This is a genomic window from Vibrio sp. 2-1-2a (assembly GCF_032648565.1).
Classification (GTDB): domain Bacteria; phylum Pseudomonadota; class Gammaproteobacteria; order Enterobacterales; family Vibrionaceae; genus Vibrio; species Vibrio diabolicus.
Genome location: NZ_WBOH01000011.1, coordinates 30490 through 45802, shown reverse-complemented (window position 1 = coordinate 45802; position 15313 = coordinate 30490). Strand labels below are relative to the sequence as shown.

Genomic DNA, 15313 nt, shown 5'->3' with positions numbered 1-15313 from the left:
TTTTTATCCGTTCGTTTGTAAAATTTAAAAATCACGAGTAGGTAATTAAGCGTCTTACCTCTTTACCACTGATTTAACTAGTCAAGAGAGAACGGAATAATGCTTAAACCCAGCGACAAATGGAATTGGTATTTTGACGAGCAAAAAGCTTGCTTAATGCTGGATCTGGGGGAGGAAATGATTTTCCAAACCAATTTATCCCGAAAATTGTTGGTTAACTGTGCCTTCTCAAACAATGAATTTACCGTTGATGACGCCAGTGCATTCCAAACGTTTAATGAACGTATTCGATGCCTCGACATCAGTGAATACCGCCAAGCTGAGTTAACACTGTATTGTGTTGCGGCAAAGCGCTTTCATAAACCTGTACAGCCTAAAAGCTGGTTCTTTGACGCACAGTCCTCAGGTTACGAGCCTGAAGAAGGGGACATGGTCTTTCTAACAAACCAATATTCTGATGGCATGTTCATCGTGTTAGAACCAGGCGAGACGTCGAGCTTATGTGCTTATGTTAACCAAGAAGCGTTTGTGCTTGATGGCAATAAGGCGCTTCAGTTTGGGCAGCCGATTAAAGTAATGCATGACCGCATGGCTTGTGCAAATCACCTCTTTGCAATAACCCCTATGGCAATGGTGGGGTAAACCTGTTTAATTTTTTCTTTATTTCGTTCCTTTGTTTGCATTAGTCGACCTCGTTAGGTCGATTTTTTTTGTCCTTTCCTTTGATACTAGATCCCCATCAGCCATGAAACTGTATGTTTTCTATGCATGCAAACATGAAGCTGGTCACTTTTATTTTACTTATTTCAATCTGATGACTCCCTTAACTAGGCAACCTAGCGCTTAAAATGACCCCATTTATTCCCCTATAAGGCAAAAATGTAAGTAACTTACATCAATAATCATTGCCTGGTATATACCAAAATTTATGTAAATAAGTATTCACTTCTTTCCAAGGGAACAAAATTTCGTTCGTGAATGAAAAATACTCAAATTGAAGATGTTGAAAGTTTCAGATCATTTTGTTGGTGATGATTTGAACTAACAGGTGGGGAAATTCCTTTAAAAACGAGGCATTGATCGTAAAGTCAGGTATAATTGAAGCCATTTTTTATCAGCGAAAGAACACTATGAATCAATATCTCGCGGTAACTTCAAATGGCATGGAAAATTTGCTTGTTGAAGAACTGACTAAACTAGGCATTGAAAATGCGAAACCAGTACAGGCAGGCGTAAAATTTAAAGCGACAAACGAACAGGTTTATCGCTGTTGTTTGTGGAGCCGTTTAGCGTCTCGATTTGTACGTGTTTTATCTGAGTTCACGTGTAACAACGACATGGACTTGTATTTATCTACATCTGCTATTAACTGGGTTAACCAATTTCATAGCTCTAAACGTTTTGTTGTGGACTTTAACGGCACAAACCGTGAGATCAGAAATAGCCAATACGGTGCGATGAAAGTCAAAGATGGCATCGTAGATTGCTTTGAAAATAAAGGTTTGCCGCGTCCCAACATCAGTAAAGAACGCCCAGATGTTCGTATTCACGTTCGTTTGCATAAAGATAAAGCGTTGCTTGGGATCGATATGGTAGGCAGTGGTTTGCATCAGCGTGGCTACCGACCAGAATCGGGTCGTGCCCCGTTACGTGAAACGCTTGCTTCTGCGATTATCATGCGTTGTGGCTGGGATGGGCATCAACCATTACTCGATCCAATGTGCGGTTCTGGTACTTTGCTTATTGAAGCTGCGATGATGGCTGCCAACATGGCTCCTGGCGTTAAGCGAAAGCAATGGGGTTTCGAAGTGTTGGAAGACTTTGAACCAGAGACTTGGGCAGAGATTAAATCAGAGGCTAATGTTCAAGCTAGACGGGGTGTCAAGAAAGTTGACGCTAAGTTTTTTGGCTTCGATAACGACCCTAAAGTATTAAAAGTTGCTCAAGAAAACGCGCGCAGAGCAGGCGTTGAAGAATTGATTGAGTTCGCACAAGGTGATGCTGCAACCATTACTCGCCCAGCAGGATTCGAACACGGTGTTATCGTTTCAAACCCACCTTACGGTGAACGTCTAGGAACTGAGCCGGGGCTAATTGCGCTCTACACCGCATTTGGTGGACAGCTAAAATCTGAGTTTGGTGGATGTAAAGCCTCTATCTTCTCGAGTTCAGACGAGCTGCTGAGCTGTCTTCGTATGCGTGCTGATAAACAATTTAAATTGAATAATGGTGCGTTACCTTGTCACCAAAAGAACTACAGCATTGCAGAGCGCAGTGCTGATGAGGTGAAGGGTGCTGATACTAATGTTCAAATCGCACCAGACTTTTCAAATCGTTTAAAGAAAAACATTGGCAAGATTGGCAAGTGGGCTCGTAAAGAGAAGCTTGATTGCTACCGAATCTATGACGCTGATCTTCCTGAATACAATGTGGCGATAGACGTATACGGCGATCAAATCGTAATTCAAGAGTATGCTGCGCCAAAAAACATTCCAGAAGAAAAAGCAAAACGTCGCCTAACGGATATCATTCGTGCAACGATTCAGGTGACAGGTGTAGAGGCGAACAAAGTAGTACTTAAAGTTCGTGAAAAGCAGAAGGGTCGCAGCCAATACCAAAAATTAGGTCAGGTATCAGAGACGCTTGAAGTAAACGAGTACGGTGTGAAGCTGATCGTAAACCTTCATGACTATCTAGATACTGGCTTGTTCTTGGATCATAAGATCACTCGTCGTCGCTTAGGTGAAATGGCGCAAGGTAAAGATTTCTTAAACTTGTTTGCATATACTGGGAGTGCGACGGTTCACGCAGCGGTTGGTGGCGCTCGTTCCACAACGACTATTGATATGTCAAATACCTACTTGAACTGGGCGAAAGACAATATGCAGCTTAACGGCTGTGTAGGACGTCAGCATCGCTATGAACAAGCAGACTGTTTGCAATGGCTAGAAAACGCGAAAGGTGAGTACGACTTGATCTTTATTGATCCACCTACGTTCTCTAACTCTAAGCGTATGGAAACATCATTCGACGTACAACGTGACCACATTAAACTGATGAAGAATCTTAAACGTTTACTAAGAAGTGGAGGCACTATCGTATTCTCTAATAACAAGCGCCACTTCAAGATGGATGAAGAGTCGCTGGCCGAACTTGGTTTGAAGGCTCAGAATATTTCTTCTCAAACGTTACCATTAGATTTTGCGCGTAATAAACAGATTCATAACTGTTGGCTAGTCACGCACGCGTAGTGTAAACAAAAGGATTAATACGTGCTGATATTGTATAGCACGGAGGGATGCCATCTTTGTGAGATGGCATTTGCTCTAGTAGACCAAATTGGTTTGGCCGAGCAAACAGATATCATTGATATTGCGTTCGATGATGCACTGTTTTCTCGTTACGGCGTCACAATACCCGTATTAAAGTATCAAGATTCTGAGTTGAACTGGCCGTTTGACTTAGAACAACTCACACATTGGTTGGATAATAATGGCATTACTTACCATTCATAACGCACAACTTGCATTTGGTGACCACCCATTGCTGGACAAAGCGGAGTTCGCTCTTCAAGAAAACGAACGCGTTTGTTTAGTGGGTCGCAACGGAGCAGGTAAGTCCACGTTAATGAAAGTGCTTGCCGGCGACATTTTGTTGGACGACGGCAAGATTCAAATCACTCAAGACGTCGTTGTTTCTCGACTTGAACAAGATCCACCGCGTAATCAAGAGGGTACGGTTTACGAATACGTATCTGGCGGTTTGGCTGAAATCGGCGAACAACTGAAGATCTATCACGATCTTCTCGATCTTGTTGCTCAAGATCCGAGTGAGAAAAACATCAACCGTTTAGCCAAGGTTCAAGAGCAGCTTGACCATTCTAATGCTTGGCGTTTTGATGACCGTGTTAAGAACGTACTTGGTGCTTTAAAACTAAGTCCAGAAACTAAACTGACCGATTTATCCGGTGGTTGGCAACGTAAAGCCGCTTTAGCTCGCGCGCTGGTTTGTGACCCTGATGTATTACTTCTTGATGAGCCAACAAACCATCTTGATGTAACAACTATCGAATGGTTAGAGAACTTCTTAAAAGACTTCAAAGGCTCGATCATCTTTATTTCTCACGACCGTGCGTTCATCAAATCAATGGCAACACGCATTGTTGATTTAGATCGCGGGCAATTAGCTTCTTTCCCTGGTGATTACGACAACTACCTAGAAGAAAAAGAAGAGATGCTCCGCGTTGAAGAAATGCAGAATGCTGAATTCGACAAAAAGCTTGCTCAAGAGGAAGTTTGGATTCGGCAGGGCATTAAAGCACGCCGAACTCGAAATGAAGGTCGTGTACGCGCATTGAAGAAACTTCGTGAAGAGCGTCGCGATCGCCGGGATGTCCAAGGCAAAGTTAACCTTAATATCGATGATGCTTCACGTTCAGGGAAAATTGTATTTGAAGCAGAAAACATATCTTTTGCTTACGAAGGCAAGACAATCGTCGACAACTTTAGCTTTAACATTATGCGCGGTGACCGTATTGCACTTATCGGACCAAATGGCTGCGGTAAGAGTACGGTACTTAAATTGCTATTAGGGCAATTGGAAGCGCAGTCTGGTCGTTTACACTGCGGAACAAAATTAGAAGTCGCGTACTTTGATCAGTACCGAGAGATTTTGGATCCAGAAAAGACAGTGATCGATAACTTAGCGGATGGGAAACAAGAAGTAATGGTTGGGGGACGTCAGCGTCATGCGCTGAGTTATCTTCAAGACTTCTTATTTGCACCTAAGCGCGCAAGAACCCCGGTTAAGGCGCTCTCTGGTGGTGAGAAAAACCGATTACTGCTAGCTCGTATCTTGTTGAAACCAAACAACTTACTTATTCTTGATGAACCAACCAACGATTTGGATATCGAAACGTTGGAACTTTTAGAAGAAATGCTTGCCAACTATCAGGGCACGTTGCTTTTAGTTAGCCACGACCGAGAATTTGTTGATAATACTGTTACCACAAGCTGGATCTTCGAAGGAAACGGAGTGATTGAAGAGTTTGTTGGTGGTTATCACGATGCAAGACAGCAGCGTGAACAGGTATTGGCGGTTCGTCAAGCGGTTGAAAAGCCAGCGAAAAAAGAAAAAGTGGTTGAGGAAACTCCCAAAACAACCCAACCTAAGAACAACTCGAAGAAGTTATCGTATAAGCTGCAAAGAGAATTAGAAGCTCTACCAGCTAAACTAGAACAATTAGAGTCGGATATCGAGGGCCTTCAGGAGCAAGTGAACGATCCAGAGTTCTTTGCTAAACCTGTAGAGCAAACTCAGCCGGTATTGGAACAGCTTGCTGCACTAGAGCAGGAGTTGGAAATCGCATTCGAGAGATGGGAAGAACTCGAAGCAATGCAACAGGATAGTTAAGAATTCAATGAATTGTAGTAATAAATTCAAATTGACCGCCATTGCGATGATGGTTGGTACCACAATGAACGCACAGGCGGCATTGTATCAAGTAGTTGAGGTTTCACCTCAGGATCATGGTTCAAACGGTGACTACCAAACGGCTTACGGTGTTGCAATTCAGCAAGGTGATGCGGGTACAGATCCTTCAACAGGTTCCCCTTTCGCTTTGGGCTGTTTTGATGCAGCAGCAAACTGTACACCAGACCAATTTAAGCTTGCGATGGAAACTCGCACAACACCGATTTCAGCGACACAAGCCGTGGATGGGAACAGCTATCGTGAGGAAATTCCATTTGGATTGGACGCGGGCTTTTATTACATCCAAGAACTCAAAGATTTTGAACGTTACTGTTATAACCAGCTTCGCTATTCTACTTGTGACTCTTGGGCTTCTGTAAACTGGACCCCATGGAACAAAGAGCGTAGTAAAGACTTTACTTCTAATGCGTTAGCATTTGTAGAAGGCGATTCTGATGCTTATAAAAATGAATATAACAATGTTATCAATCAGCTTACCGAAGATGGTGCAGCTGTCGGTAATCAAAGTAAAGTCAGCAGTGAAAACCAGTCGACACTGGAAACAAGAAATACAGTCGTAGCACCTATTGAACCAAATTTTGTTACAGGTGATAACGACGCAAGCGTTGTGCAAAGCCACGCTTGGAAAACCGATGGCACTTTTACCGTTGGTAGTGTATCTCGAACGGCAAGCAATACCAATGGCGCTCACCACACATCGAAAGCAGCTATTTGGGATCAAAGTGGAACCGTCAGTGAGTTGGCTTGGCCAAGTGGCACATCTAAAGATGGAGAAAGACTAGCTCAAGGAAGCATGCGTGACCTTGTCACAGATGGAACAACGGTTTACGGCGTGGGTTACAACACATACAGTGATGATAACTATCTGAATGCTACTGTTTTTGTCGGAACTCTAGAGGCAGAAGGTAGCGTTGAAAACGCAACTTGGAAAAACAAAGTTGTTGTAGGAGCGAGACAGCGTGAGGGCGATGATACGGTTCATACAAACTCACGATTAACCGATGTTAACTCAAATTTTGTTGCTATTGGTGAAGCAAAACGTTCAGGCGGATACTTAATGCCAACGGGCTCTGCTCCAAATCGTCTTTTTATCGTAAATGATGTTCGTAAGGATTCTATTAACGCTTTTTACCCAACTACAGGTATTTTCTTTAGCGGTGCAGGCGGTAAGATGGGCGGTATCAACTCTTACAATGAAATCGTTGGGCAACTTGATGCGGAAACGACGCGTGAAGACGATGGCAAGCCACGTCGTAAGCGCGGTTTTATCTACCCATACAGTGTAGGTGGTGAGACTAGTGAACGTGCTTCAACACTATTTAATGGAAAAGCTTGGTTCCTAGATAGTTTGACTAATGGCGGTGACTACTCTGAACAAAATAACCAGTTCCGTATTCTTGACGCAACCGATATCAACGATGCAGGTGTGATTTCTGGTACCGCGATGAAATGTGCTGGCGGTTACAGTACAACAGCAAACAATGCGACATGTAGTTCTGATGAGCAAATCGTAGCCGTAAAATTGGTGCCTATTGCAGGTGCGACTGAGAAGGACATTGTGTCTCGAAGCGTTGACTCAACGACAACAGAGCGTCAAGGTGCAGGCCTTGGTTGGTTAGCTTTGACCATGCTTGGATTGTTTGGGTTCCGTAGAAAATAGTCAAAAGTCGTCAGTAATTTTTAAATCAAGCAGAGGCTCACACATTTGAGCCTCTGCTTTTTTTATGCCTTGAGAAATCACTCAACTTGATCGATTCTTATAAGTGGAGTCATAAAAACTCCATCAAAGTTTCACAATAACAGCTGTACGTTAGTAAATGGACCTGTATGAGGAATTAACTATGAAGAGACAAAAGCGTGATCGCCTAGAACGAGCTCAATCTCAAGGCTATAAAGCTGGGTTGAATGGAAGGTCTCAAGAGGCTTGCCCATATCAACAAGTTGATGCTCGGTCGTATTGGTTAGGTGGTTGGCGTGATGCCAGAGATGAAAGACAATCTGGTCTCTACAAATAAACTCTCCACATACAAAAAGAAGGATTCGAAAGGGCTCTACGGAGCCTTTTCTACATTTATAGACTAGGCAAACAAAAAGGCCCCTAAATAGGAGCCTTTATAAATCGATTAAAGTCGTGATTAGAAGTTTGAAGTGTCTTGGAACAAACCAACTTTCAAATCTTTCGCAACGTAGATTTCTTTGCCATCTACGCATACACGACCGTCAGCCAAACCCATTACTAGTTTACGATTTACGACGCGTTTCATATGGATTTCGTAGGTTACTTTTTTCGCCGTCGGTAGGATTTGGCCTGTAAACTTCACTTCACCAACACCTAGAGCGCGACCTTTACCTTTACCGCCAACCCAGCCAAGGAAGAAGCCAACAAGTTGCCACATCGCGTCAAGGCCAAGGCAGCCAGGCATTACTGGATCACCAGGGAAGTGGCAATCAAAGAACCACAAATCTGGAGTAATATCCAATTCCGCCAAGATCAAACCTTTACCAAAATCGCCCTCTGTCTCAGACATTTTAGTAATACGATCCATCATTAGCATGTTTGGCGCAGGAAGTTGAGGGTAACCAGGCCCAAACAGTTCCCCTTGGCTAGAAGCAAGTAGATCGTCACGGTTATAAGAATCACGTTTGTTTTGCATTATCAATTACTCCAATTTTTGATAGCTGCATCTTAGTGAACACGTGTACGCTAAACAACTCCGATCAGTACTAGACAAACCAGTTTTTGATGCGCTGCACAATTCCTTCTGGATGCTCATGTCTTTCAAAGTTTTCAATACGTTCCGCTATTTTGCCAATAATGCTCTCGTCTTCGCCTCTAAAAGGTTTATTCATAACAATCGGAATAGCTTCATCTACCGTAGAGACGGACCAAATATGGAACTCACCATTTTTAATGCTTTCTATTACATCTTTATGTAATGCAAGGTGTTTAAGGTTTGATTTCGGCATGACAACGCCTTGATTTCCCGTAAAACCCTGATGTTTACAAACCTGATAAAAACCTTCAATTTTCTCGTTCAAGCCACCGACTGCTTGCACTCGACCAAACTGATCGACGGCTCCTGTAACCGCAACTTGTTGATTAATTGGAGATTCAGATAACGCACTCACCAAGCAACAAAGTTCTGCGAGAGATGCGCTGTCACCGTCAACTTCACTATAAGACTGTTCAAATACAATCGAGGCGGAGTAAGGCAGTGGTTCATCCAGTTTTAGAGCAGAGCTTAAGAAAGCTTGCATAATCATCATGCCTTTCGCATGTAGATTGCCTCCAAGCTCAGCTTTGCGCTCAACATCGGAAACATCGCCATCACCAAAGTGAATTACACACGATATTCTGGCAGGCTCACCATAGCTGACAGGGTGTCCAGCCATATCGATGACGGTTAGGCCATTGATTTGACCAACTTGTTCCCCAGTTGTCTCAATAATGACTTGTCCATCTAAAATATCGTACACGGCACGCTGAGGAAGATAGGATTCGCGATAATACTTGTCGTCAATCGCTTTATCTAATGACTCGTAATCTAATGTTTGGCAATCACTGAACTGGCTGGCAAGTGTTAGAAGTTGAGAATGCCACATTACACCTAACGGCAAATAATGTTGATCTTCAGTAAATCTCATACCAGCTAGCAACAGTCTTCTAAAGCCACATTCCGTTAAGTGAGGCAGCTGATATTGAGAACATATCCAGTTCACCAAACCAAAGTAATCTGTCAAATTCTGCTCTGACAAATGAATATCTTCTTCAACTTCGGTATACATGGCAAAGCCTGAACAAAAGTCCTCGTCGATATATTCTAGCTCTGCTAACTGACTTCTTTCCCCAGTTACAATCAGTTTTACATCATAAGCTTTAGATGGCGGTACTGAAGTAGGTAAGCGAGTAGGGCTTAGGTTCAGTGGCTCGATAAGGTTTTGTTGAATTGCAGACTTTATATTCGGCCAAAGTCCCGGGTTAGCCAGAATGAGATTAGCAGGTACAATCAAATAACCGTCGTCAGCTTGTGAAATCAAGCCAGGTTGGAAGGCAATATCACCACTTACATCAACACTGTAACGGTCAAATAAACGTTTGGCATCAAGTGATTCCGACAAAACAATCGCAGCGTTAGAATGACTCTGAAGAGCTTTACTGATGAACTCTCTATAGACAGAATTATCGACGCAGTTAATGAGTAGCACGCGTGTCAATCCCGACATTTTGGAAAAGCGAGATATCGTTGCCGACATCCTCGGTTGAAGATCAGTAAAAGACTTCTTTGGTAACGAAGGTGCAGACTTTAAAAGTGCTTCGTACTGCTCAAGTGAAGGTGTTACGTCTTGCCAATTAAGTTGGTTCATTAAAATTCATCGTAATTCAATCTTGCCGACATTATAACGAAATGGACTATAACACCCTAGCACCAATTTGGCTCGCTCACGGCATTCAACACTCAATGAACAATACTTAGACAAATGAGTGATCAACATCGATACTTCTAAGAGTTTTATTTGCCCAAGTAAATTATCTGGGTTACGCTGTCACTAGGTTATGTTTATGGGTCGGAATAAATGAAATATCAGCAGCTTGAGAATCTAGAGTGTGGGTGGAAATGGAAGTATCTCATCAAGAAATGGAAAGATGGTGAAGCGATTACCCGACATATTGATACAAGTGAAGCAGATGCCGCGGTTGCAGAGCTAAAACGCCTTGAACACGAACCTACGCTTGTATTAGCTTGGATAGAAAACCACATGTCAGAAGAGTTGGACAACAAACTCAAGCAGGCTATCCGAGCGAAAAGGAAGCGTCATTTCAATGCAGAGCAAGTCCATACAAAGAAAAAGTCCATTGACTTAGATTATCGAGTTTGGGAAAAGCTTTCTAGCAGAGCAACCGAGCTCGGTTGTACATTATCTGACGCAATTGAATATCTACTTTCTGAAGCATCGAGAAGTGAAAAAGCGAGTCAAAAAGTTACCTCGATCAAAGAGGATTTGAGTAAATTGCTATCTAGCTAGGATAGGGAGTGCCAAATGTTATATGTAATCTTAATTGCTGCCATCGTAATCTTTTGGTTGATCGCAGTTGATAGACCAGTGCTAAAAGTAAAGTTTGATAACGGCCATATCAGTAACGTAAAAGGGCATCTACCACCTTCTTTCAAACATAACTTACAAGATATTAGTGAACATAATCCGTTTAGTGGTGAAATGAAGGTATATAGCCAACGAACTGGCATGCGTTTGAGCTTTTCCAAGGACGTTCCCAAAAAAATCCAACAGCGGATTCGCAACGTTTTTCCGCATCAAGGTTTCAAAGCGAGCAAAGGCAAGAAGCGAGCTTAATTACATATCAGTTACTTAATCGTGTTAAATGGGACGCAATATAGCGTCCCATTTTCGTATCTATAGAAAAAATATTTATCATTGATTAATCAATAAGATAAACGGACTTAAACTATGCGATACGTTGTAACTTTAATGGTCTTTCTCTTTGTAAGTGCTTCAGCTTTGTCTGACGACTCGGAAACGAATCCATTGGCTAAAAAGATTAAAACTAAGATTCAAAGGAAAGCAGACAATAAATTTGATGACTACCAAGGTTATTGTGATGTCATGATAGAGATGGAACACAAAGGTAAAAAAGCAGTAATAAAAAGAGTAACCAGTAGTGGTGACAAAAAAGTTTGTCGGTATGTGAAATCCAACTTGAGGAAAGGAAAACGCTATCGTTATAAATATCCAGAAAAGTATATTCGGCTTCATATAGCCACAGGTTCGTGATTGCAATGTTGATTAGAAGCATCGGGCAGCAAGAGCGCAAAGCTTTCAGACCCGATGAACTAAATGAAAATGAAGTGGCTCTCGTGTAATTGGTTGGGAATGCAGGCTAGGTGAGATAAACCAATCAACTCGAAATGATAATCTGCAGATAAAAGCAGTATGGGAAGGAATTGCAAAAAAGTATAACGGACTTGGATTATCAAGCATTTCAATGGTTTGTGCCGGATTGGCTTTAGTGATTGCAAGTCCACAGGAACCACTATTGCAGTGCGCATTATATGTGTTATGTTAAATTGAATGTGCTCGTACGCCAAATGTTGCCAATGAGCACTCCTATTCCCCTGTCGATTTGAAATTTAAGGTCTCTATCATAACCATTAAACATAATGGCTATTTACCATAAAATACTTAATATAGATCTTAATAATCTATCGATTGTTAAGATCTATATTAATGCTTTTTCTACTTACAGAAATGGCTGTATAGCTTCAAAGATATCTTGTCTTCGAACTGGTTTGGAAATGAATCCATCCATACCTGCGTCAAGGCATTTATCTCTATCACTTTCTAGCGCATGAGCGGTTAATGCGATGATTGGAGTCTTGAAGCCTTTATCTCGGAGAAGCCTTGTTGCGGTAATCCCATCCATCACTGGCATCGAGACATCCATAAGAATCAGGTCGATTAAATCCTCATTTTCCTCTAAGAACGTTAATGCTTCTGCTCCATGACTTGCGATATGAACATTATGACCAAGCTTATTTAAAATAAGCTTTATTACAAACTGATTCGACTCGGTATCTTCGACTACGAGAAGATCCATCGCTTTTATTGGTTGGTTGTTTTCTATTTTAACTGGACGATTTTGATTGCACCGAGTTAAAACGGGAATCTTAATAGTAAATGTTGAGCCGACATGCTCGTCACTTTTAACGATAATCTTGCCGCGCATCATTTCAACTAAATGCTTGGTTATTGCAAGCCCTAGTCCTGTGCCACCAAAACGTCTCGTGATGGAACGGTCACCTTGATGAAATGCCGTAAATAGATGTTCTTGCTTGGCTTTAGATATACCAATTCCGGTGTCTGATATTGAAATTACAAACTCGGTGTCTTGCTCAGATACTGAAACTTTTACTTCTCCTTCGTCTGTAAACTTTATTGCATTCCCTATTAGATTAAACAGGATTTGAGATAACCGCGTGGAGTCAATCCAAAATTGTTTGTCATTAGTGACAGTACAGTTGAGTTTAAATTGAAGGCTCTTCTTCTTAGCTATTTGTTTTTGTTGAGAAATGACAAAAGTGACAGTGTCTCTTAAATTAACCCACTGCTCATTGAGTTGAAAGCGACCTGATTCAATTTTTGAGAGGTCAAGGATGTCGCTGATAATCGCGAGAAGTAACTCCGCTGAGCATTCCATTTGGCTCAGGGCATCGATTTGCTCTTCTGATAAGGTGGATTGTTTCAGAATATCGAGCATTCCAAGGACGGAATTTAGAGGGGTTCTAATTTCATGACTCATCATCGCTAAGAATTCTGACTTTGAGCGATTTGCAAGCTCTGCTTCTTCTCTTGCTTTAGCAAGCTGAGTTGTCCGCACCTCAACAATACGTTGTAACTTCTCTTTGGTCTCAATATCGATGACAGCCCTCTCAATTAAAGGCCGAAAGCGTCTTAAGGTTTCCTTATTTTCTATGCTAAAGTGCCCTTTCTTAGCACCAATGAGTAAGATGACCGTTTGTGTTACTTCTGAACGTATGCCCGTTAGGACGACCGAGTTTACATGGCTTTTTATAAAGCTGTTTAGGTTAATAAATTCAGCAAGCCTATCTGGTTCGAACAGCAGAATACATTCGCCATTCAGCGCCCTCTCAGATGCGTTACCGTGTAACCAAGATATGTTATCAAATACACTATTTGTCGATATCAACGTTTTGAAGGGGTACCTCTCATCATCACGAGTTAGAACGATAAAATCATCAAAGTTGATGTACTTCTTAAGGACATTATTTAATCCCGTAAATATCTCGTGCCGGTTTTTTGCTTCACTCATCGCGGATATCGCTGAAAGAATAGCTTTATTCTCATCGGCGAGCAGTCGTTCTCTTTGCCTAGCCTGTTTTAGTTCGACTAACGCTTCTTGCAGCGCTTCCTGTTGGTATATGTCTAAGTATTTATCTTTCATAAGGTTTATGGAATATCGCTGATGAAATCATCAGGTTTCCATGTCCATTCTCACCACCAATAAATCTACCTTGCTCACCAAAAGTAAAAGGGCAAATAAAAGGTAACTGTTCTAGTTCTTGGTTAATTTGTTCACAAACGCTATTCATGTCTTGCATTAAGTGCAACATAGGACCTGCGCAAAAGATGTTTATCACCCCAATTTTTCGAGATTCTTCTAATTTTTGATTAAAGGCTGCATTTACAACTTTAGCGGCGCGTGCAACGAGGTGTTCTCTGCTTCCTTTCATTAAAGTGAGTTCATCACCCTCTTCTATTCGTGTAAATAGCTCAATTCCTCCATCTCGCGTCTCACGAATTGGATGGGACAATTTGTAATATGGACGCTCATAGAGGTGGCCAGCGACACGCCCTAGTGGATAAGCGCTCGAGTTTGTAAATAGCAGGTTGTTTTTGCCTACTTGGTTATCTTGATGGTTTGTCCACTTTCTATAAACATTGAGGGCTGGTTCGTCATCAATTTCTAGTAAGCACCTATCGTTAGTTTTGGTTGCAACCCCTTTAATATTGGTTGGAGTGTGCCCAGCACTAAAAGCAATATCTACAGGTTGTGAGGAGTAAAACAATGTCAGACTTAAACCTGCAGTTTGAGATCCTTGGGCGGTAATAACAGACCATTTTCCCGCGATATGATTATCAGCGGCTGAACCACCAATAATTGGGATCAGCGTACCAAACCTTTCATCTATAGATGCAATGATTGATTCCTCTTGCCCTGGAGTTGCATGAAGCAGTATTAAGTTTGGCACTTCTCCTACACGGTTAGCGTTCTCAAGAGCCATATCTAAGGCTCTAGTTACACTGTCACCTGAGTCATAGTTAGAAATACCAGTTCCATAAGCATGAGGGCCTGAATCATAAATTGCGAGCGCCGCAATCACTGGGCCCGTATGAAACCCCCGGTCTGTCATTACTGCTTGGCATGAACTAGCTCCATGAAAAGGCACTCCAGGAAAATGTTCAAGAAAAGCTTCTCGAATTAACTCGAAGTCGTACTCTTCCGTGTAGTAGCACATCACGTAAGACAAGTTCTGTTGTGTCAGCTCGGACCTAAGCGTTTCTATCGCTGAGTCTTCATCTTTAATATGAGTAAAAACTGATTGGCAATGCATACGATTTTATAATTGGGTATCACTCTGCTGTTATACCATTCCAACCAATTTTCTCTAGGTAAGAAGGTGAAAATTTCATTAAGAAGTTGCGATTATCTCGTGACAGATCGTATTTATAATTGAACTACAACAATGTTTTCGCCTTTTTTAAAGGTGATTTTTTTTGATTCAGGTATTGTGTCCCATTCTATTTTCTTATGTTCCCGATCGAGATTGATAAATTCGCCAGATTGATTTAGATCAATTTTTAGAGTGCTACTTTTCATCGTTTCGAGCGAAATTCCCGCCAAGTCACGATTAATTGTGATTATTTCACCTTCAATTGTTACATCACATCGTTCTTTTTGTGAACAGTCAATGCTAGTAACGCTCTCGTGTGTAAAGGTACGCCAGAAAAATGCGCCTATTAACACACTGAGCATGATTAAGATTTGTGCAAGTCGCGCCTTTGTTAACTTTTGTGCAGGCATAATTACTAATATCCTTGTTACAAACTTCAAACTTTTTAAATAAAAAATGATTTCCAGGGGGCCAGTAAGGTTACTACCCTGTCATTGAATTGTTAATTCAAGTATAGTGTCACGCTGAAAATGCCACTTTTTATTAAAGTCAGCAATGGAAATAAGGTGATGATAACACTTGAATTCTAGAGTTTACTTGGGTGGTGTTAC

Annotated in this window: 14 protein-coding genes and 1 pseudogene; 10 read left to right on the top strand and 5 right to left on the bottom strand. The window is 41.7% G+C overall.

Annotated features, from left to right (window positions below; all coding sequences use genetic code 11):
- Nucleotides 1-99: 99 nt before the first annotated feature.
- The 6 genes from F7Y48_RS20725 (at nucleotide 100) to rmf (ending at nucleotide 7508) form a co-directional block, all read left to right on the top strand.
- Nucleotides 100-642: a cell division protein ZapC gene (locus F7Y48_RS20725; protein WP_005396505.1), complete on the top strand. Its 543-nt coding sequence runs from the start codon at nucleotides 100-102 to the stop codon at nucleotides 640-642.
- Between the two features lie 488 nt (nucleotides 643-1130).
- Nucleotides 1131-3251: a bifunctional 23S rRNA (guanine(2069)-N(7))-methyltransferase RlmK/23S rRNA (guanine(2445)-N(2))-methyltransferase RlmL gene (rlmKL, locus tag F7Y48_RS20720; protein ID WP_193447073.1), complete on the top strand. Its 2121-nt coding sequence runs from the start codon at nucleotides 1131-1133 to the stop codon at nucleotides 3249-3251.
- Between the two features lie 21 nt (nucleotides 3252-3272).
- On the top strand, nucleotides 3273-3515 hold the full coding sequence (locus F7Y48_RS20715; RefSeq protein ID WP_074190119.1) for a glutaredoxin family protein: 243 nt from the start codon (nucleotides 3273-3275) through the stop codon (nucleotides 3513-3515).
- On the top strand, nucleotides 3493-5412 hold the full coding sequence (locus F7Y48_RS20710; protein ID WP_006743219.1) for an ABC transporter ATP-binding protein: 1920 nt from the start codon (nucleotides 3493-3495) through the stop codon (nucleotides 5410-5412). The genes F7Y48_RS20715 and F7Y48_RS20710 overlap by 23 nt, the downstream gene beginning before the upstream one ends.
- Before the next feature lie 7 nt (nucleotides 5413-5419).
- On the top strand, nucleotides 5420-7153 hold the full coding sequence (locus tag F7Y48_RS20705; RefSeq protein WP_258507822.1) for a DUF3466 family protein: 1734 nt from the start codon (nucleotides 5420-5422) through the stop codon (nucleotides 7151-7153).
- A gap of 181 nt (nucleotides 7154-7334) precedes the next feature.
- Nucleotides 7335-7508, top strand: coding sequence for a ribosome modulation factor (rmf, locus tag F7Y48_RS20700; RefSeq protein WP_005377453.1), 174 nt, complete (start codon nucleotides 7335-7337; stop codon nucleotides 7506-7508).
- A gap of 120 nt (nucleotides 7509-7628) precedes the next feature.
- Here rmf and fabA read toward each other — a convergent pair whose 3' ends face one another.
- Together fabA and F7Y48_RS20690 are read right to left on the bottom strand one after the other, a co-directional pair.
- The gene (gene fabA / locus F7Y48_RS20695) at nucleotides 7629-8147 is read right to left on the bottom strand and encodes a bifunctional 3-hydroxydecanoyl-ACP dehydratase/trans-2-decenoyl-ACP isomerase (protein ID WP_005396499.1); all 519 of its coding nucleotides are present in this window, start codon (nucleotides 8145-8147) and stop codon (nucleotides 7629-7631) included.
- 70 nt (nucleotides 8148-8217) lie between these two features.
- Nucleotides 8218-9858 carry a Lon protease family protein gene (locus F7Y48_RS20690; RefSeq protein WP_046876222.1) on the bottom strand — a complete coding sequence of 547 codons (1641 nt, stop codon included), beginning with the start codon at nucleotides 9856-9858 and terminating at the stop codon, nucleotides 8218-8220.
- A 210-nt stretch (nucleotides 9859-10068) separates the two neighbouring features.
- Between F7Y48_RS20690 and matP the strand changes: the two genes are divergently transcribed.
- The 4 genes and pseudogenes from matP to F7Y48_RS20670 form a co-directional block, all read left to right on the top strand.
- Complete coding sequence (matP, locus tag F7Y48_RS20685) at nucleotides 10069-10518, top strand: macrodomain Ter protein MatP (RefSeq protein ID WP_053807434.1); 450 nt, start codon at nucleotides 10069-10071, stop codon at nucleotides 10516-10518.
- Nucleotides 10519-10533: 15 nt separating this feature from the next.
- On the top strand, nucleotides 10534-10845 hold the full coding sequence (locus F7Y48_RS20680) for a DUF3634 family protein (protein WP_005396496.1): 312 nt from the start codon (nucleotides 10534-10536) through the stop codon (nucleotides 10843-10845).
- Between the two features lie 114 nt (nucleotides 10846-10959).
- A complete protein-coding gene (locus F7Y48_RS20675) occupies nucleotides 10960-11283 on the top strand; it encodes a hypothetical protein (RefSeq protein WP_046876223.1) in 324 nt (107 codons plus the stop codon).
- Nucleotides 11284-11413: 130 nt separating this feature from the next.
- Nucleotides 11414-11575, top strand: a pseudogene (locus F7Y48_RS20670) (DUF3693 domain-containing protein); the annotation flags it as partial.
- A 174-nt stretch (nucleotides 11576-11749) separates the two neighbouring features.
- On the opposite strand, the gene F7Y48_RS20665 reads toward F7Y48_RS20670, so the two are convergent.
- The 3 genes from F7Y48_RS20665 to F7Y48_RS20655 form a co-directional block, all read right to left on the bottom strand.
- The gene (locus F7Y48_RS20665; RefSeq protein ID WP_316685339.1) at nucleotides 11750-13471 is read right to left on the bottom strand and encodes an ATP-binding protein; all 1722 of its coding nucleotides are present in this window, start codon (nucleotides 13469-13471) and stop codon (nucleotides 11750-11752) included.
- Nucleotides 13461-14642, bottom strand: a complete 1182-nt coding sequence (locus tag F7Y48_RS20660; protein ID WP_048626396.1) for an FIST signal transduction protein — start codon at nucleotides 14640-14642, stop codon at nucleotides 13461-13463. Before F7Y48_RS20660 ends, F7Y48_RS20665 begins: the two co-directional genes overlap by 11 nt.
- A 113-nt stretch (nucleotides 14643-14755) precedes the next feature.
- The gene (locus F7Y48_RS20655; RefSeq protein ID WP_316685338.1) at nucleotides 14756-15112 is read right to left on the bottom strand and encodes a hypothetical protein; all 357 of its coding nucleotides are present in this window, start codon (nucleotides 15110-15112) and stop codon (nucleotides 14756-14758) included.
- Between the last annotated feature and the right edge of the window lie 201 nt (nucleotides 15113-15313).

What these genes read in the sequence shown, in the direction of transcription:
- F7Y48_RS20725 (WP_005396505.1), top strand. Translation starts at nt 100, where the DNA reads ATGCTTAAACCCAGCGACAAATGGAATTGGTATTTTGACGAGCAAAAA.
- rlmKL (WP_193447073.1), top strand. Translation starts at nt 1,131, where the DNA reads ATGAATCAATATCTCGCGGTAACTTCAAATGGCATGGAAAATTTGCTT.
- F7Y48_RS20710 (WP_006743219.1), top strand. Translation starts at nt 3,493, where the DNA reads ATGGCATTACTTACCATTCATAACGCACAACTTGCATTTGGTGACCAC.
- F7Y48_RS20705 (WP_258507822.1), top strand. Translation starts at nt 5,420, where the DNA reads ATGAATTGTAGTAATAAATTCAAATTGACCGCCATTGCGATGATGGTT.
- rmf (WP_005377453.1), top strand. Translation starts at nt 7,335, where the DNA reads ATGAAGAGACAAAAGCGTGATCGCCTAGAACGAGCTCAATCTCAAGGC.
- fabA (WP_005396499.1), bottom strand. Translation starts at nt 8,147, where the DNA reads ATGCAAAACAAACGTGATTCTTATAACCGTGACGATCTACTTGCTTCT.
- F7Y48_RS20690 (WP_046876222.1), bottom strand. Translation starts at nt 9,858, where the DNA reads ATGAACCAACTTAATTGGCAAGACGTAACACCTTCACTTGAGCAGTAC.
- matP (WP_053807434.1), top strand. Translation starts at nt 10,069, where the DNA reads ATGAAATATCAGCAGCTTGAGAATCTAGAGTGTGGGTGGAAATGGAAG.
- F7Y48_RS20680 (WP_005396496.1), top strand. Translation starts at nt 10,534, where the DNA reads ATGTTATATGTAATCTTAATTGCTGCCATCGTAATCTTTTGGTTGATC.
- F7Y48_RS20675 (WP_046876223.1), top strand. Translation starts at nt 10,960, where the DNA reads ATGCGATACGTTGTAACTTTAATGGTCTTTCTCTTTGTAAGTGCTTCA.
- F7Y48_RS20665 (WP_316685339.1), bottom strand. Translation starts at nt 13,471, where the DNA reads ATGAAAGATAAATACTTAGACATATACCAACAGGAAGCGCTGCAAGAA.
- F7Y48_RS20660 (WP_048626396.1), bottom strand. Translation starts at nt 14,642, where the DNA reads ATGCATTGCCAATCAGTTTTTACTCATATTAAAGATGAAGACTCAGCG.
- F7Y48_RS20655 (WP_316685338.1), bottom strand. Translation starts at nt 15,112, where the DNA reads ATGCCTGCACAAAAGTTAACAAAGGCGCGACTTGCACAAATCTTAATC.